This window comes from Falsigemmobacter intermedius, from assembly GCF_004054105.1.
Taxonomy (GTDB): domain Bacteria; phylum Pseudomonadota; class Alphaproteobacteria; order Rhodobacterales; family Rhodobacteraceae; genus Wagnerdoeblera; species Wagnerdoeblera intermedia.
Window position 1 is genome coordinate 56758 of the sequence record NZ_SBLC01000015.1, and the last position, 16575, is coordinate 73332.

Here is a 16575-nt window from a genome sequence, read left to right on the forward strand (position 1 = left end):
CTCAGCCGTAGAGGCAATCGCGAATCCGTTCGAGGCCGCGACGCGTTTCGTCCGCAGGGGCCACGAGGGCTGCCCTGATATACTCTTTACCCGGATTTTCGCCGTTTACCGTCTGCGCCAGATAAGCGCCGGGCAGAACCCGCACGCCGGTCTCCTGCCAGAGCTTCACCGCAGCGGCTTCGCCGTCTTCAACCGGCAACCACAGGAAGAAGCCGCCATCCGGCATGGTCACGCCCTGATGGCCCGCAAAAACGGCCTCGGCATCGCGGAACTTCGCCTGATAAAGGGCGCGGTTGGCGACGACATGGTCTTCGTCCTGGTAAAGCCGTTCGGCCACCGCCTGCAGCGGCAGCGGCACAGCCGCCCCGGCATAGGACTTCAACTGGCGCATTTCTTTGATGGATTTAACGCCGCCCGCCACAAAGCCCGTCCGCAGACCCGGCACGTTGGAGCGTTTCGACAGCGAGTTGAAGACCACCACCCGCTCCGGATCCGCACCATGGCGATCGGCCACTTCCAGAAGGCCCGGCGGCGGGGTCAGACGCCAGATCTCAGAATAGCATTCATCGCAGAAAACCTGGAAATCATGCTTCTCGGCCAGATCGAGCAGATCGGCCAGATATTCTGCCGAAGCCACCACACCCTGCGGGTTCGCAGGCGAGCAGATATAGGCCACCGTGGTCCGGTCGAGAATTTCTGCCGGCAGGCTGCGGTAATCCGGCAAAAAGCCGGTCGAGGCCCCGGCAGGCACATAGACAGGCTCTGCCCCGCCGGTCAGACCCGCGATCATATAGACCGGGAAGAAGGGATTCGGCATCAGAACCACGGGGCGTTTGCCGTTCTTCATCTCGGGCGACAGCGCCAGAAGCGCATTGAAGAGCGCCTCTTTTGAGCCATTGGCCACCATCAGACGATTTTCCGGCACGCTCGCGCCATAGCGGCGGCCGATCCAGCCGGAGATGGCGCTCAGAAGCCCTGGCGCGCCCTCGGCTGGCGGATATTTCGCAAATCCGCCAAGGCTTTCGGCCAAAGCCTGACCGACAAACTCCGGAAAGGGATGCTGCGGCTCGCCCAGCGTCATCGACAGGGGCGTACCACCTGCCGGCAGATGATCAAGCAGCGTCCTCAGACGCGGGAATGCATACTCCGGAAGATCGGAGAACCGCTCAGGAAAAGCCATGACTGCGCCTCGGGTCTTTCGGGGTCATCGCGCCCCGTTCCAGCCCAAACTCTAACTGCCTTTTACAGTTGGGTCCAGAAAAAGCCCGCAATCTGCAACAGTTGCGTGACTGAAATGGCACGGACCAGGCAGCGCGGCGCTCAGTCGATTTCGCGCGCTTCCGAGACCAGCATGACCGGAATGCCACCGCGCACGGGGAAGGCGAGATGAGCCGCCCGGCTGATCAACTCCTGGTTGGTGCTGTCCCAGGAGAGCGGTGCACGGGTCACCGGGCAGACCAGGACCTCCAGCATATGGCGGTCAAAAGCGCTTTGGGCCGGGATATCTTCGGGGCGGTCGGTGGTGGTCATTGCAGGTTTTCCTCAGGCTCAGGTCCGGCGTGAAGGGCATATTCGATCAGCGCGATCAGCGCCTCACGGCGGTCAGAGAGGGTCGGCGCTTCAAGAAGCGCCTGTTTGTCGCCCGGCCCAAAGGGGCAAAGCATGGAAATGGCGTTGATCAAAAGCTCATCCCCCGCCTCCGACAGCGCCGCCCATTCGGTCTGAAGCTGCCGCGCCTCGAAGAAACGGCGCAAAAGCGGGATAAATCGGCCCCGGTCGAGGCCGGGATCACTCTCAGCCCCCGCGCGGTCGGCGGTGAAATCCGCCCAGTCCACCCGCGCGCGCCGCCAGGGCTGAAAGCCCGACTGCTCATCAAGCAGCCGGAACCGCGAGATCCCGGTCAGCGTGATCAGATATCGCCCGTCCCCGGTTTCCGTGAACTGGGTGATGCGGCCCGCACAGCCAATCGGCACCACCGGGCCGTTTCCGTCATCGCGTTCTTCTCGCGGCTGGATCATCCCGATGATGCGCTCCGGCGTGCGGATCGCCTCTTCGACCATGGCAAGGTAGCGCGGCTCAAAGATATGCAGCGGCAGACGCCCGCGCGGCAGCAAAAGCGCCCCCGGCAGCGGAAACAGCGGGATTATCCCCGGCAGATCACCCTGAAGCGTCAACGCCCGTCCTTTCTGTGGCGGGCAGCGGGCCGCAAAGCCCCCTGCCCCGTTCCGTCTCAGGCAAAAATCATCGACGACAGACGACGACGGCCCTTCAGGACAATCGGGTCCTGGGGCTTGAGCGCGTCGAAAATCGTGAAGAGCTGCGCACGCGCCGCGCCCTCGTTCCACTCACGGTCACGGCGGAAGAGTTCAAGAAGCTGGTCCACAGCACCTTCAACATCACCCGATGCATGCAGCGCCAGCGCCAGATCAAACCGCGCCTGCGGGTTGGCGGGATCGGCTTCAACCTGCGCGGTCAGCTCCGCCACAGGGCCGGCCTCAGCCGCCTGAAGCGCCAGATCGAGCTGCGCCTTCGCGCCTTCCCAGTCCTTTGAGGCGCGGATGGACGGAGGCGCGCTTTCCAGGATCTCAGCCGCGCGGGTGGTGTCGCCCAGGGCCAGATGCGCCCGGGCGATGCCCGCAAACGCCACCGAGCTGGTCGGATCTTCTTCAAAGATCGCCGCAAAGGTTTCCGCCGCATCCGCGGCATCCCCGTCAGCGAGCATTCCTTCCGCCGCCTCAATCGCCTCAGCCAGACCACCGTCACCGGCAAGGGCTGCGATCTTATCGACGAATTTCGTGATCTCAGACCCCGGCAGCGCGCCCTGGAAGCCATCCACCGGCTGGCCTTTGAAGAAGGCATAGACCGTGGGGATCGACTGAATGCGCAGCTGGCCTGCGATCATCTGGTTCTGGTCCACATCGACCTTGACCATTTTCACCCGACCTTTGGCCGCGATCACCGCTGCCTCGAGCGCGGGGCCAAGGGTTTTGCAGGGGCCACACCAGGGCGCCCAGAAATCCACGATAACCGGCACCTCCTGCGAGGCGTCGATCACATCCTGCATGAAGGTGGCTTCCGAGGTGTCTTTGATCAGATCACTGCTGACAGCCTGCGGTTTCGTATCTGCGAAGCCGAACATCCGTCCCCTCCTGGAAAAAGTCTTTGACCCTATATGCGCCCGCCCGCCCCGCCTGCCAAGAGGGGCCGGGCGCGGCGCTGGGACCGTCGGGTTGGATCAGAGATCGAAGGTCGCAAAAACCGGAACGTGATCAGAGGGTTGCTCCCAGCCGCGGGTCGCACGCAGGATGCGGCTGGAATGCGCCGAAGCCCGGATGTCGCCGGTGGCCCAGATGTGATCGAGACGACGGCCCTTGTCGGCCGCATCCCAGTCCGGCGAGCGGTAAGACCACCAGGAATAAAGCTTGCCCGAGGGGATATCCTGACGGGTCACATCGGCCCAGCCGCCTGCCTCCATCACATCGGTCAGGTGGTTCACCTCAACCGGCGTGTGGCTGACGATTTTCAGCAGTTTCTTGTGATCCCAGACGTCATCTTCCCGCGGCGCGATGTTCAGATCGCCCACCAGGATCGACTTCTGCGGCTTTTCTTCCGCAAAGACGTCACGCATCTCGGTCAGAAAATCGAGCTTCTGGCCGAATTTGATGTTCTGCTCACGGTCCGGGATATCGCCGCCTGCGGGGACGTAGAAATTGTGGATCACCACGCCGTTCTCCAGCCGCGCTGCCACATGGCGGGCATGGCCCAGGGCCGCATAATCGCGGTCGCCCGCATCCTCAAGCGGCAGTTTTGACAGGATCGCCACGCCGTTATAGCCCTTCTGGCCGCGCGCGACGACATGGGTATAGCCAAGCGCGCGAAAGGCCTCGAGCGGCATCTTATCGACCGGAGATTTGATCTCCTGGAGGCACAGAATATCGGGGGTTTCCTCGCCCAGCAGGCGCGTCACCTGAGCCTCGCGCAGACGCACGGAGTTGATGTTCCAGGTGGCTAGGGTGAAGGGCATGGGGGTCTCCGGCCGCAAAGGTTCGGGCGGAGATTAGCCGGGGGGCAGCAGCGAGACCAGCCCGGAGCCTGCGTAAAAACGCCCGGAGCGCAGGGCACTCCGGGCGGTCACTCGTTACAGAACCAGTTTGTAGCCGCCGCTTTCGGTCACGAGCAGCCGCGCATTGGCGGGATCGGGCTCAATCTTCTGGCGCAGGCGGTAGATATGGGTTTCCAGCGTATGCGTGGTGACCGAGGCGTTATACCCCCAGACCTCATGCAGCAGCACATCGCGCGGCACCACGGCCTGGCCTGCGCGGTAGAGGAACTTCAGGATATTGGTCTCTTTCTCCGTCAGCCGCACTTTGCGGTCTTTGGCATCGACCAGCATCTTCTGCGCGGGTTTGAAGGTATAGGGGCCAAGCTGGAAGATCGCATCTTCCGACTGCTCATGCTGGCGCAGCTGCGCACGGATGCGGGCCAGAAGAACGGCGAATTTGAAGGGCTTGGTCACATAGTCATTCGCACCGGCATCCAGACCCAGAATGGTGTCCGCATCCGAGTCGTGCCCGGTCAGCATCAGGATCGGGGCCTTCACGCCACCCTTGCGCATCCGCTTGCACAGCTCACGCCCGTCGGTATCGGGCAGGCCCACATCCAGAATGATCAGATCAAAGTGGTCCGCGCGGGCCTTTTCCATGCCGTCAGCGCCATTGGCAGCCTCAAAGACGTCGAAATCTTCGGTCATCACCAGCTGTTCAGACAGCGCCTCGCGGAGATCGTCGTCGTCATCCACCAGCAGGATTTTGCGCAGGTTCGCCATGGGACCTCCTTTTCATTCTCTTGCCAAAGACCTGGGGCCGATGCCCGGCCGCTTCAAGCTTTACGACAGAGTTTCACACCGACGTGAGCAGATCAGCCCTTTTGTTTCAGAAATCCGCGGCTTCCTTTCCCTTGCCCCGCGCGGGCGGCAGGGATATCGCTCTGGCATGAGCCTGATGCCAACCCTGACCGAACGTCTCAACCGCGCCCGCGCAGATCTGCGCATGGGTCTTCCGGTGGTGCTGAGTGATGCGGGCCGCGCCCTTCTGGTGGCGGCAGCGGAAGTGCTGACGCCTGAGCGGCTGGCCGATCTGAGAGACCTTGGTGCGCCGGTTCTGGTGCTGACCTCGCGCCGGGCGGAAACGCTGAAGGCGCGCGCCTATGACGGCGATCTGGCCCGCATCGTCGTGCCGGGAGATGCCGGAGTGACCTGGCTGCGTGCCGTGGCCGATCCGCGAGATGACCTCTCGACGCCGATGAAAGGCCCCTTTGCCAGCCTGCGCGACGGCGCGGCGGATCTGCACCGCGCCGGGATTTCCCTTGCAAAATCCGCGCAGCTTCTGCCTGCGGTCGTGGCCGTGACGATTGACGAAGGTTTTGCTTTTGCCGCCCGCCACGGGCTGACGCTGCTGCCGCTCACAGAGGCCGGGCCTGATCTTTTCAGCGCGGGGGCCATGCATCCGGTGGTTTCCGCCCGGGTGCCGATGGTCGCCTCAGAGGCCGGGCGCGTGCATATCTTCCGCCCCGAAGACGGCAGCACCGAGCATTACGCCATTGAGATCGGCCAGCCCGACCGCGCAAAGCCGGTTCTGGCGCGGCTTCATTCGGCCTGTTTTACCGGCGATGTGCTGGGGTCGCTGAAATGCGACTGCGGCCCGCAACTCAATGCGGCGCTGGCGCAGATGGGCACAGAGGGCGCAGGGGTGCTTTTGTACCTCAACCAGGAAGGCCGCGGCATCGGTCTGGCCAATAAGATGCGCGCCTATGCGCTGCAGGATCAGGGCTTTGATACGGTTGAAGCCAACCACCGCCTCGGCTTTGAAGATGATGAGCGCGATTTCCGCATCGGCGCCGCCATCCTGCGTGAGATGGGGTTCGGCGCGGTCAGACTGCTGACCAACAACCCCAAAAAGGTCGCCATGATGGAGGCACGTGGCCTGCAGGTCGCAGAGCGTGTGCCTTTGAAAGTCGGCGAGACGCCGCAAAACCGCGGCTATCTGGCCACCAAGGCCGCCAAATCAGGACATCTGCTATGACGCTTTCGCCCTTTGATCTGGTCGTAACGCCCCAGGGCCTGCGCTTTATGAACCGCCTCTACCCCTGCACCGTCGGGCGCGGTGGCGTGGTCCCGGCAGCGCAAAAGCGCGAAGGCGACGGCGCAAGCCCGGAAGGCATCCACCGCATCGTCGGCATGTTCTACCGCCCCGACCGCATCGCCAGACCTGCCCCCTGGGCAGAGCCGATCGGCCTGACCGATCTGTGGTCCGATGCCTCAGGCGATGAGGATTACAACCAGCTGGTCAAAGCGCCCTATGGCCCGAGCCATGAAAAGCTGCGCCGGGGTGATCCGATGTATGACCTGATTCTGGTCACCGACTGGAACTGGCCGCTGGCCATGCCGGGCAGGGGATCAGCGATTTTCGTGCACCAATGGCGCGGTCCCTGCGCGCCGACGGCGGGCTGCATCGGGCTTTCGCGGCCGGACCTGCACCGCATCGCCGCCCGGATTGAGCCGGGCACCCGGCTGATCATCGGACCGCGCCACGTGCAATAAAAGAAGGGGCCAAAGGGCCCCTTTCTCATGCTTTACGCGCCGCACGCTCACCGAAGAGCGCGGAGCCCACGCGGACATGGGTCGCGCCATGGGCGATCGCAGCCTCGAAGTCACTGCTCATCCCCATCGACAGCCCCTCGAGGCCGTTGCGCTTTGCAATCCCGGCCAGCATGGCAAAATGCGGCGAAGCTTCCTCGCCATCCGGCGGGATGCACATCAGGCCCTTCACGTTCAGATCCATCGTGCGGCAGGCGGCGATAAAATCATCCGCCATCTCCGGCAGAATCCCCGCCTTCTGCGGCTCTGCCCCGGTGTTGACCTGGATGTAGAGTTCGGGGCAAACGCCCGCCGATTGAGTCAGCCGCGCCAGACGCTCCGCAATGGAGGGGCGGTCGACCGAGTGGATCGCCTCAAAAAGCTCCAGCGCCTGAGCGGCCTTATTGGTCTGCAGCGGCCCGATCATATGAACCTTCACGCCCGGATAGCGCGCCCGCAGGCCCGGCCACTTGAAGGCCGATTCCTGGACGTAATTCTCGCCAAAGAGCAGATGCCCCTCATCGAGAACCGCCTCGATCCGGTCCAGCGGCTGAAGTTTGGATACCGCGATCAGCTCCACCGAGCCGGGGGTCCGGCCATGGGCTGCTTCAGCGGCGCGAATGCGGGAGAGGATATCAGTGAGAGCCATGGCGACCTTCTAAGCCGCCTGCCCCTGACTTTCAAAAGAAAAGAGCGGGCCAATGGCCCGCCCTCTCCCGATCCGTTCTGATAAAATCAGAAGCGGAACGACACGCCGAAGTCAGCGCGGGTGGTTTTCTGGGTGGTGCGCTCAACGCCGCCGACCAGCGAAGCGCCGCCGCCGAGGTTATACGAAGCGCCCAGGCCGTACGAGGTTTTCGAGGTGCCGCGCGAGTGGAGAGCTCCGCCTGCGTTATTGGTGGCCACATCCGGCAGCTTTGATTGATTAGCTACGTAAGCACCCACAGTGGTAGCGCCGAAGGAATACGAGCCATTCAGAACGAATTTGTTCATCTTGAACTCGCCTTTACCCAGACGGGCGGCTGCAAAGCCAACGTTGAAGTCTTGGATTTTGCCGTCCACCGAAGCAACAATTGCATCTTCAAGCGATGCACGGTCAACTACACGACCGTCGGTCGCAACGGCGGTGGCGTTGGCCCAAGTGCTGCCAATGCGTACAGAACCAGTCGACTTGTTGAAGCCGAGAGCCATGGTCCAGCCATTGTAGTTATATGCACCGTAGGCTGCCAGGCGGGAAGCGCGACCGTTTTCGCCATCAGGGCGACGCGCAGCTGCGCTAGTGAAGCCCGGAGCGCCATAACCATTGTTGTTAAGGGAATCGTCCGAGTACGAGATGTGACCCTTGAAGTCGCCTGCCGAGTACAGAACCTCGATGCCTTCAGCACCAGCGCCGCCCGACGAATATGCGTCCCAGTCCATGACGTTCAGCGCGCCACGGTCTGCTTTCGCCACAACGCCGCCCCACGACAGGCCGGTCAGCGACACGCCGCGCGAATACATGTTCGGCATGGTTTCGATTGCGCCGAGCACGTTGCCGACAGCAACTTCAAAACCCTGGTAACGGGCGAACAGACGGGTGCCGTTCAGAGCCGAGGTGCGCGGACCAGCAGTGCCGCCTTCTTCGCCACGGATACGCTGACGGACACCGAAGGTGACGCCGTTGTCAGCGGTGGTCGAAGCGTCGATGTTCAGGGTGTAACGCTTCTCGAGCTGGGTTTTCGAGTCGTTACCACCTACGCGACCGGTCCAGTTGGTGTCAGCGACGTCCGGTGCATTGTTGTAGTTCACGCCGAAACGGGCGTCGCCCGAGAAGGTCACGTCTGCTGCAGCAACGCCAGCCGACAGGGTCAGCGCGGTCGAAGCGATCAGAAACTTTTTCATGTTGTTCCCTCGTTGTCTTTAGTGCGCCCTGACCGACGTTCCGATCAGAGTATGCAATCCTGTTTCCACCTCCCTCCCGGCTATTGCAACGATTAGGGCGGCTCCCGCGCCAACTCGGCCCGGGATGGTGCATCCATGCCACAGTGTCGCACCCGGCCCGAAGGCCACCGCCGATCCGATACACACCGGCAGAGAGTGCCGCGCGCGGGGCTTGCCCGGATCAGGGTGAGCCGATAGACAGAACGGGATATTGCCGGAGGTCCAGCCCATGATCCGCAACCGTCCCCTGCGCTTTGCGCTTCTGAGTGCCGCGCTCCTCACCCTTGCGGGTTGTGGCAACAGCTTCTTTGGCAATGCCGCTCCGGGAGAGGATCCGTTCTGGGAAGAGCGCCTTTCGCCGCAGCAGCGCAATCACATGCAGGGCCGCACAGAGGCTGAGAAAAAGACCACGCTGCGCAGCCTCTTCGGCGGCAAAAGCGAATCGGATGCGGGCACCAATGTGAACCGCTACCTCTGGAACGCCAGCCTCGACGTGCTGAACTTCCTGCCGGTGGAAACCGTTGACCCCTTCACCGGCGTGATCTCAACCGGCTACGGCACGCCTCCCGGCGGTCGTCAGGCCTACCGCGCGACGGTCTATATCTCTGATCCCTCGCTCGACGCCCGTTCGCTGAAGGTCGCGCTTCAGACCCGCGGCGGCGGCCCGGTCTCGGCGCAGGTGGCCACCCAGGTTGAGGAAGCAATCCTCACCCGCGCCCGGCAGCTGCGCGCGCGCGATTCGCGCCTCTGAGATTTTGCAAAGGCTGGCAATCGCCGCTTCACGCGCTATAACCACGCCGGGCCGCTGATGCGCCCGGCGTTTTTACTGACAGGATGCCCGATGTCCCGCTATACCCCGTCCGAGATCGAACCGAAGTGGCAGACCGAATGGGATGCAGCGGGTGTTTTCACCGCCAAAGTCGATCCCTCGAAGCCGAAATTCTACGTCCTTGAGATGTTCCCCTATCCGTCGGGCCGGATCCACATGGGGCATGTGCGCAACTACACCATGGGCGATGTGGTCGCGCGCACCAAGCTGGCGCAGGGTTTTTCGGTGCTGCACCCGATGGGCTGGGATGCTTTCGGCATGCCTGCAGAGAACGCGGCGATGGAACAGGGCGGCCATCCGGGCACCTGGACCTATAACAACATCGACGTGATGCGCGGTCAGATGAAGCCTCTGGGCCTCTCGATCGACTGGAGCCGCGAGTTTGCGACCTGCGACCCGGAATATTACGGCCAGCAGCAGGCGATGTTCATCGATATGCTGGAAGCAGGCCTCGTGTACCGCAAGAACGCGGTGGTGAACTGGGATCCGGTCGATATGACCGTTCTTGCCAATGAGCAGGTCGAAAACGGCCGTGGCTGGCGCTCGGGCGCTCTGGTTGAGCGCCGCGAACTGACCCAGTGGTTCTTCAAAATCTCGGACTACTCTGACGAGCTGCTGTCGGCGCTCGACGGCCTGAAAGACTGGCCCGAGAAAGTCCGCCTGATGCAGGCGAACTGGATCGGCAAATCGCAGGGCCTGCAGTTCTCGTTTGAGACGGTGAACGCCCCCGCGGGCTTTGAACAGATCGAAGTTTACACCACCCGTCCCGACACGCTCTGGGGTGCAAGCTTCGCCGCCATCGCCGCCGAGCATCCGCTGGCAAAGGCGCTGGAAGCGCAAAACCCTGAGATTGCGGCCTTTATCGCGGAATGCCGCAAGGGCGGCACCACCGCCGAAGAGATTGAAACCGCTGAGAAAGTTGGTTTTGATACCGGCCTTCGCGTGCGCCACCCGCTTGATCCCTCGATCGAGCTGCCGGTCTGGATCGCGAACTTCATTCTGATGGATTACGGCACCGGCGCCATCTTCGGCTGCCCGGCCCATGACCAGCGCGACTTTGAATTTGCCACCAAATACGGCCTGTCGATTCCGCCGGTCTTTGTGGCTGAGGGCGCGGAAGAAGCCCTGCTGAGCGAGCCCTTCGTCCCCGCCAAATCAGAGCGCGTGCGCTATGTGCGCAATGTCGCCGGCGCTGAGGTTAAAACCGGCGAGCAGGGCATCCTTGATGCCATCGCGCTGGCCGAGGAAAAGGGCTTCGGCAAGGGCGTGACCAAATTCCGCCTGCGCGACTGGGGGCTGTCGCGTCAGCGCTATTGGGGCTGCCCGATTCCGGTCGTGCACTGCGCCGCCTGTGGCGTGGTTCCGGAGAAGAAAGAGAATCTGCCGATTGAGCTGCCGAAAGATGTCTCTTTCGACCAGCCCGGCAACCCGCTTGATCGCCACCCGACCTGGCGTGACTGCGCCTGCCCGTCCTGTGGCGCGCCCGCGCGTCGCGAAACCGACACCATGGACACCTTCGTCGATTCGTCCTGGTATTACGCCCGCTTCACCGCGCCGCGTGCCACCACGCCGACCGATCTGGCTGAAGCTGACTACTGGATGAACGTCGATCAATATATCGGCGGTATCGAGCATGCGATTCTCCACCTGCTCTACTCGCGCTTCTTTGCCCGTGCGATGCATAAAACCGGCCACCTGCCCGCCAAAGCCATTGAGCCTTTCAACGCGCTTTTCACCCAGGGCATGGTGACCCATGAGATCTATCTGACGCGCGATGCCAATGGCCGTCCGATCTATCACCTGCCCGAAGACATCATCCGCTCGGAAACCGGTGCGACGCTGAAAGACGGCTCACCGGTAGAGCTGATTCCCTCGGCCAAGATGTCGAAGTCGAAGAAGAACGTCGTCGATCCGATGAACATCATCGCCTCTTACGGCGCGGATACCGCGCGTTGGTTCGTGATGTCCGACAGCCCGCCCGAGCGCGATGTCGAATGGACCGCTGCCGGGGCGGATGCGACCTTCAAGCATCTTAACCGCGTCTGGAACCTCTCGGTCAAAGTGGCAGAGATGGACGAAGGCACCGCCGGTGCAGGCGATAAAGACCTCGCCAAAGCCGTGGCGCGTGCCACGGAAGACGTGACCCGCGCCATTGAGGGCTTTGCCTTTAACAAAGGGATCGCAGCACTTTACGGTCTGACCAATGCCATCGCAAAGGCCGAAGCCTCGGCCCCGGCGATGCGTCAGGCGCTGCGCGATCTGGCCAAACTGATGTCGCCCTTCACGCCGCATTTGTCGGAATCGATCTGGGCCGCCCAGGGCGGTGAGGGGCTTTGCGCCATCGCTGCCTGGCCGAAAGCGGATCCGGCCCTGCTGGTCGATGACGAAGTGACGCTGCCGATCCAGATCAACGGCAAACGTCGTGGTGAGATCACCGTGCCGAAAGATATGCCGGCTTCTGAGGTTGAAAAGATTGCCCTTGCGAACGAGGATGTGGTTCGCTTCCTGAACGGTCAGCCCGTGAAGAAGCTGATCGTGGTTCCGGGGCGCATCGTCAATGTGGTCATCTGATCGTCGTAAGTTTCTTGTCCTTCTGGCCGCCGCTCCGGTGGCGGCCTGCGGCTTCAGCCCGGCCATGGCGCCGGGCGGGGCGGCCCATGCGCTTTGGCAACAGGTTCAGATTGATGACCCTGTTGAGCGCAATGGCTTTAACTATGTCACCCGGCTCGAAGAGCGTCTGGGCCGCGCCACCGGCCCGCGCTTCCGGCTGAGCTGGACCCTGAGGACGGAAGCCGTCGGCGCGGCCGTCACGCCCAGCGGCGCCATCACGCGCTATTCGCTGATCGGGCGCGTGACCTACAGCCTGACCCGGATTGAGGGCGGGCAGACCGTCGCTTCGGGCAACCTTGAGAGCTTCACGAGCTTCGACAGCTCCGGCTCGACCCTGACCTCGGTCACCGCAGAGCGCGACGCCTATGAGCGGCTTGCGGTGATTCTCGCCGATCAGACCACGGCCCGGCTGATGGCCGCAGCCCCGAAATGAAGCTCTCCGGCGCTGAGGCCGGGCGCTTTCTGGCCGCGCCCTCCCCCGCCGCCCCGGGGTTTCTGATCTATGGCACCGACCCCATGCGGGTCGCGATCAAACGGAGCGAAGCCATCCAGGCCATCCTCGGTCCGCAGGGCGAAGCGGAAATGCGGCTGACGCGGCTTCCGGCAGCCGACCTGCGCCGTGACGGCGCACTTCTGACGGATGCCATCAAAGCCACCGGGTTTTTCCCCGGTCCGCGGCTGGTCTTTGTTGAAGAGGCCGGCGACGGGCTGGCGCCGCTGATCCTTCAGGCTCTGGCAGGCTGGAAGCCCGGCGATGCTCAGGTGCTGGTGACTGCGGGGCAGCTTGCGGCCAAATCGGCGCTGCGCAAGCTTTTCGAGGCGCATCCTTCCGCCCCCTGCATTGCGATCTATGACGACCCGCCCGGTCAGGCCGAGATTGAGGCGCAGCTGAAAAAGGCGGGCCTGCGCGACATCTCGCCCGGCGCGATGCGCGATCTGATGGCGCTTGGCCGTGCGCTGGATCCGGGTGATTTCCGACAAACCCTTGAAAAGATCGGCCTTTTCAAATGGGGCGACCAAAGCCCCCTCGCGTCCGAGGAGGTCGCCGCCTGCACCCCTGCGACGGTCGAGGCAGAGGTGGATGACGTGCTTCATGCCGCAGCCGAAGGGCGGATGAGCGATGTCGCCACGCTGATGCGCCGCCTGGAGGCCCAGGGAATCGCCCCGGTGACGCTTGCCATCCGCACGCTGCAGCATTTCCGCGCGCTTCATGCTGCGGCCACCGATCCGGGCGGTGCGGCTTCCGGCATGGCAAAGCTGCGCCCGCCGGTCTTTGGACCGCGCCGCGACCGGATGCTGCGTCAGGTGCAGAACTTCCGCCCCGAACGGCTGGAAGAGGCCCTGGCGGCCATCACTGACACCGATCTGACGTTGCGCTCTTCCACAAAGGCCCCCACCATGGCGCTGGTGGAACGGCTGCTGCTGCGCCTGTCAGCGCTGGCCCGCGCACGCTGAGGGGGCGGAGCCGCCGCCCCCCCGTTTGGGAGGGACGGATGTATAAGGTCTACGGAATAAGCCGCAGCCGCACGCTGCGGGTGCTTTGGATGTTGGAAGAACTGGGCCTGCCCTATGAGCATATCCCGGTCGTCCCCCATGATCCGGAGCTTTTGAAAGTCAGCCCCGCCGGAAAAATCCCTGTCTTGGTCACGCCCGAGGGTGTGCTGACGGATTCGGTGGCAATCCTTCAGTATCTGGCCGACACCCACGGTAATTTCACCATCCCCCCAGGCAGTTTTGACCGCCCCCGACAGGTCGCGATGACGCTGCAGATCCTTGACGAGCTTGAGGGGCTGATCTGGACCTCTGCGCGTCACAGCTTCATCCTTCCGCCCGAGCGGCGGGTTGCGGCGGTGAAGGAATCGCTTCGCTGGGAATATGCCCGCAACGAGAAGGCCATCGCGGACCGCCTGGGCGACGGCCCCTGGCTGATGGGCGAGGAGATGACGGTGCCGGATTTCCTGCTGGCCCATTGCCTCACCTGGGCGAAGCTGGCGAAAATGTCCTCTTCTGAACCACGGCTTGAGGCCTGGCTTGCCAAAGTCATGGCGCGTCCGGCCTTTCAGCGCGCGGCAGCGAAAGGCTGAACTGATCAAAAACCCGGAAAAGATCGCGCCGCCGCACCGGTTTGGTCAGGCACAGATCCATCCCCGAGGCCAGGATTGCCGCCTCATCGCCTGTCATCGCATGGGCGGTGAGCGCGATGATCGGCACCCGTCCGGGTTGATCTGCCTCAGCCGCGCGAATGATCCGCGCGGCTTCCTTTCCGTCCATGCCCGGCATGGAAATATCCATGAAAATCAGATCCGGCTTCAGCTCGCGCCAGAGGGTGACAGCCTCAGCGCCGTTTCCCGCGAAAGACAGCTCAACACCACTGCCGCGCAGCATGCCCGAAAGCACCATCTGATTGGTGCGATTGTCCTCTGCGGCCAGCACCTTAAGCTGTCTTGGCAGCAGATCGGCACCTTGCTGCGCCGGGGCGGGCCGGGCCGGCGCAGGCGGCTCAAGACCGGCCAGGGTGCGAAACAGATCGGCCCGCAGGACCGGGCTGCGCAGGATCACCGCAGAGCCGTGGGGCTGATCGGCCAAAGTCATCTCAATCGGACAAAGAAGAATGACCGCCAGATCGGGGCGCAGCGCGGAGATTGTCTCCGTCAGCTCCGGACTGCTGTCCTCGTCGGGGGTGCAGGCGCAGAGCACCACATCCGCCGCCTCTCCCGCGCGAAGGGCGGCCAAAGCCTCTCCGACCGAGCGGAACTGCCGCGCAGTGGCCCCCGCCGCCTCAAGCTGTCGGGCGAGAATGCTGCGTTCAGACGGGCGCGGATCGATCAGAAAGGCGTGGCGCAGCTTCGGCGGGGCGGGCGGCTCCGCCCCGCGTGTTTCCGCGACCGGCAGGGCCAGCCGAAAGCCAAAGCAGGAGCCGCGGCCCGGCTCTGATTCCAGCCACATACTGCCGCCCATCTGCTCAACCAAGGCGCGTGTGATGCTGAGGCCAAGCCCCGTCCCCTCATACCGCCTGCCCGTGCCGCTGTCGGCCTGTGAAAATTCGGTAAAGATCTGGGCCTGCTGCTCGGGCGGGATGCCGATCCCGGTGTCTTCCACCGTAATATGCAGCTCATCCGAGCCATCCGCCTGGGGCACCCCCGTCACGCGGATCACCACCTGCCCCTGCTCTGTGAATTTCACGGCATTGCCGATCAGATTGGTCATCACCTGGCGCAGGCGCACCGGATCCCCATGGAAAAGTGTCGGCAAAAAGATATCGAAATCAATCAGAAGCGCGATCCCGGCCGTCTGCGCTCTGGGGCGCAGCAGCAGGGCAATGTCATGGATCAGCCGCTCCAGATCGAAGTCTTCGGTGCGCAGCAAAAGCCGACCCGCCTCAATCCGCGAGTAGTCGAGGATATCGTTGATGATGGTCAGCAGCGCCTCCCCTGACGAGCGGATGGTCTCTGCAAAGAGCCGCTGGTCGGGGGAGAGATCGGTCTCACACAGCAGATCGGCCATGCCCACCACGCCGTTCATCGGGGTGCGGATCTCATGGCTCATATTGGCGAGAAAGGCGGATTTGGCGCGGTTCGCCGCCTCAGCGGCATGGCGGGCGGCGAGAAGTTCGGCCTCATGACGCTTCTGCGCGGTGATATCGATCCGCAGCCCCACAAGGCCGCCATCGGGAGTGGCCAGTTCAATCACCCTTTGTGCGCGGCCATCATTGAGGGTCAGTTCGGTATCGACATGCCCGGCCAGGGATTCGCGCATCCGCTCCTCAATCCACTCCTCCTCGCGGCCCACCGCTTCGCGGAAGATGCCACGCCTGGCCGCATGGCGCAAAAGATCCTGCTGGGTGACGCCCGGGCGGGTGATCTCCTCTGCGCCAGGGTAGCGGTGGCGGAATTTCTCATTGCAGTGAACGATGCGGCGGCGGTCATCAAAGAGAACGAAGCCATCCATCAGCCCTTCCAGCGCGGCGGTGAGGCGCAGTTCTGAGGTGACGTCGCGGGCGATCACCACCAGTTCCTGCGGACCGAGGCGCGCCGCCGTCAGCGCAGCCAGCGTCCGTCCGGCAGCCAGAGGCTGACCGCAGGCCCGGGGGGGCTGGCGCAAAGCCGGTTCAGTTCCGCCACCATCTTCCGCGCATCGCCTTGGGCGGGCAAAATCAGCCCGCGCTCTGCCGCCTGGCTGATGAGATGCCGCGCGGGCGTGCCGGGGGCCAGATGATCCGGACCGCCAAAGGGGGCAAGAAAAGCCGGGCTGGCGCGGATCAGCAGATCCCCTCGCCCGAAAAGCGCATAGCCCGCATCCACCGCATCGAGGGCCCTCAGAACGCGGCGGGCCTCCTCACCCGCCGCCGGAGGGGCGGTGGCGGCGGTCTTTGCGACGTGGCGCTGCTCGCGCTCACGGGCGGTAAGCGCTGCCCGCATCCGCGCAAGTTCCTGCGTGCGGATCTCCAGCAGCCGTTCGGCGGCCAGGCGCCCCCGGCGCTCGGCAGCCAGCCGGTCTTTGCTGACGGATATGTCCCTGGTCATCTGCCCCTCCTGCCGCAGCAGGATGGCAGCGAGCGATAAAGAAGCCGTTAACTGCCCTG

At 63.6% G+C, this 16575-nt stretch carries 17 protein-coding genes; 7 read left to right on the forward strand and 10 right to left on the reverse strand.

What is annotated here, in order from left to right:
- Position 1: 1 nt before the first annotated feature.
- The 6 genes from EP867_RS11875 to EP867_RS11900 all read right to left on the reverse strand — a co-directional run bounded on the left by EP867_RS11875 (position 2) and on the right by EP867_RS11900 (position 4825).
- Positions 2 to 1180 carry an aminotransferase class I/II-fold pyridoxal phosphate-dependent enzyme gene (locus EP867_RS11875; protein WP_128489473.1) on the reverse strand — a complete coding sequence of 393 codons (1179 nt, stop codon included), beginning with the start codon at positions 1178 to 1180 and terminating at the stop codon, positions 2 to 4.
- A gap of 140 nt (positions 1181 to 1320) precedes the next feature.
- Positions 1321 to 1530, reverse strand: coding sequence for a Trm112 family protein (locus EP867_RS11880; protein WP_128489475.1), 210 nt, complete (start codon positions 1528 to 1530; stop codon positions 1321 to 1323).
- Entirely contained in the window at positions 1527 to 2174 is a 648-nt protein-coding gene (locus tag EP867_RS11885) for an LON peptidase substrate-binding domain-containing protein (protein ID WP_128489477.1), read from the reverse strand. The genes EP867_RS11880 and EP867_RS11885 overlap by 4 nt, the downstream gene beginning before the upstream one ends.
- Before the next feature lie 56 nt (positions 2175 to 2230).
- Positions 2231 to 3139, reverse strand: a complete 909-nt coding sequence (locus tag EP867_RS11890; protein WP_128489479.1) for a thioredoxin family protein — start codon at positions 3137 to 3139, stop codon at positions 2231 to 2233.
- Between the two features lie 96 nt (positions 3140 to 3235).
- Complete coding sequence (locus EP867_RS11895) at positions 3236 to 4024, reverse strand: exodeoxyribonuclease III (protein WP_128489481.1); 789 nt, start codon at positions 4022 to 4024, stop codon at positions 3236 to 3238.
- A gap of 114 nt (positions 4025 to 4138) precedes the next feature.
- A complete protein-coding gene (locus EP867_RS11900; protein ID WP_128489483.1) occupies positions 4139 to 4825 on the reverse strand; it encodes a response regulator transcription factor in 687 nt (228 codons plus the stop codon).
- Between the two features lie 166 nt (positions 4826 to 4991).
- Between EP867_RS11900 and ribA the strand changes: the two genes are divergently transcribed.
- Entirely contained in the window at positions 4992 to 6080 is a 1089-nt protein-coding gene (gene ribA / locus EP867_RS11905) for a GTP cyclohydrolase II (RefSeq protein WP_128489486.1), read from the forward strand.
- Entirely contained in the window at positions 6077 to 6598 is a 522-nt protein-coding gene (locus EP867_RS11910; protein ID WP_128489488.1) for a L,D-transpeptidase family protein, read from the forward strand. Before ribA ends, EP867_RS11910 begins: the two co-directional genes overlap by 4 nt.
- 25 nt (positions 6599 to 6623) lie before the next feature.
- Here the strand turns inward: EP867_RS11910 and EP867_RS11915 are convergent, their stop codons facing one another.
- Together EP867_RS11915 and EP867_RS11920 are read right to left on the reverse strand one after the other, a co-directional pair.
- Positions 6624 to 7283 carry a YggS family pyridoxal phosphate-dependent enzyme gene (locus EP867_RS11915; RefSeq protein WP_128489490.1) on the reverse strand — a complete coding sequence of 220 codons (660 nt, stop codon included), beginning with the start codon at positions 7281 to 7283 and terminating at the stop codon, positions 6624 to 6626.
- An 86-nt stretch (positions 7284 to 7369) separates the two neighbouring features.
- Positions 7370 to 8515, reverse strand: coding sequence for a porin (locus EP867_RS11920; protein WP_128489492.1), 1146 nt, complete (start codon positions 8513 to 8515; stop codon positions 7370 to 7372).
- 268 nt (positions 8516 to 8783) lie between these two features.
- On the opposite strand from EP867_RS11920, the gene EP867_RS11925 reads away from it, so the two are divergent.
- From EP867_RS11925 to EP867_RS11945, 5 genes are all read left to right on the forward strand, one after another.
- Positions 8784 to 9305 (forward strand): DUF3576 domain-containing protein, encoded by a 522-nt coding sequence (locus tag EP867_RS11925; protein ID WP_128489494.1) that lies wholly within the window; start codon positions 8784 to 8786, stop codon positions 9303 to 9305.
- 90 nt (positions 9306 to 9395) lie between these two features.
- The gene (leuS, locus tag EP867_RS11930; protein WP_128489496.1) at positions 9396 to 11954 is read left to right on the forward strand and encodes a leucine--tRNA ligase; all 2559 of its coding nucleotides are present in this window, start codon (positions 9396 to 9398) and stop codon (positions 11952 to 11954) included.
- Complete coding sequence (lptE, locus tag EP867_RS11935) at positions 11941 to 12426, forward strand: LPS assembly lipoprotein LptE (protein WP_128489498.1); 486 nt, start codon at positions 11941 to 11943, stop codon at positions 12424 to 12426. Before leuS ends, lptE begins: the two co-directional genes overlap by 14 nt.
- Entirely contained in the window at positions 12423 to 13448 is a 1026-nt protein-coding gene (holA, locus tag EP867_RS11940) for a DNA polymerase III subunit delta (RefSeq protein ID WP_128489500.1), read from the forward strand. Before lptE ends, holA begins: the two co-directional genes overlap by 4 nt.
- Positions 13449 to 13486: 38 nt before the next feature.
- Positions 13487 to 14077 (forward strand): glutathione S-transferase family protein, encoded by a 591-nt coding sequence (locus EP867_RS11945; protein WP_128489502.1) that lies wholly within the window; start codon positions 13487 to 13489, stop codon positions 14075 to 14077.
- On the opposite strand, the gene EP867_RS11950 is transcribed toward EP867_RS11945, so the two are convergent.
- Positions 14034 to 16094, reverse strand: coding sequence for an ATP-binding protein (locus EP867_RS11950; protein WP_128489505.1), 2061 nt, complete (start codon positions 16092 to 16094; stop codon positions 14034 to 14036). The genes EP867_RS11945 and EP867_RS11950 overlap by 44 nt on opposite strands.
- Positions 16031 to 16516: a hypothetical protein gene (locus tag EP867_RS11955; protein WP_128489507.1), complete on the reverse strand. Its 486-nt coding sequence runs from the start codon at positions 16514 to 16516 to the stop codon at positions 16031 to 16033. The genes EP867_RS11950 and EP867_RS11955 overlap by 64 nt, the downstream gene beginning before the upstream one ends.
- Between the last annotated feature and the right edge of the window lie 59 nt (positions 16517 to 16575).

Coding starts and splice junctions, on each gene's coding strand:
- EP867_RS11875 (WP_128489473.1), bottom strand. CDS start 1,180: ATGGCTTTTCCTGAGCGGTTCTCCGATCTTCCGGAGTATGCATTCCCG.
- EP867_RS11880 (WP_128489475.1), bottom strand. CDS start 1,530: ATGACCACCACCGACCGCCCCGAAGATATCCCGGCCCAAAGCGCTTTT.
- EP867_RS11890 (WP_128489479.1), bottom strand. CDS start 3,139: ATGTTCGGCTTCGCAGATACGAAACCGCAGGCTGTCAGCAGTGATCTG.
- EP867_RS11895 (WP_128489481.1), bottom strand. CDS start 4,024: ATGCCCTTCACCCTAGCCACCTGGAACATCAACTCCGTGCGTCTGCGC.
- EP867_RS11900 (WP_128489483.1), bottom strand. CDS start 4,825: ATGGCGAACCTGCGCAAAATCCTGCTGGTGGATGACGACGACGATCTC.
- ribA (WP_128489486.1), top strand. CDS start 4,992: ATGAGCCTGATGCCAACCCTGACCGAACGTCTCAACCGCGCCCGCGCA.
- EP867_RS11910 (WP_128489488.1), top strand. CDS start 6,077: ATGACGCTTTCGCCCTTTGATCTGGTCGTAACGCCCCAGGGCCTGCGC.
- EP867_RS11915 (WP_128489490.1), bottom strand. CDS start 7,283: ATGGCTCTCACTGATATCCTCTCCCGCATTCGCGCCGCTGAAGCAGCC.
- EP867_RS11920 (WP_128489492.1), bottom strand. CDS start 8,515: ATGAAAAAGTTTCTGATCGCTTCGACCGCGCTGACCCTGTCGGCTGGC.
- EP867_RS11925 (WP_128489494.1), top strand. CDS start 8,784: ATGATCCGCAACCGTCCCCTGCGCTTTGCGCTTCTGAGTGCCGCGCTC.
- leuS (WP_128489496.1), top strand. CDS start 9,396: ATGTCCCGCTATACCCCGTCCGAGATCGAACCGAAGTGGCAGACCGAA.
- lptE (WP_128489498.1), top strand. CDS start 11,941: ATGTGGTCATCTGATCGTCGTAAGTTTCTTGTCCTTCTGGCCGCCGCT.
- holA (WP_128489500.1), top strand. CDS start 12,423: ATGAAGCTCTCCGGCGCTGAGGCCGGGCGCTTTCTGGCCGCGCCCTCC.
- EP867_RS11945 (WP_128489502.1), top strand. CDS start 13,487: ATGTATAAGGTCTACGGAATAAGCCGCAGCCGCACGCTGCGGGTGCTT.
- EP867_RS11955 (WP_128489507.1), bottom strand. CDS start 16,516: ATGACCAGGGACATATCCGTCAGCAAAGACCGGCTGGCTGCCGAGCGC.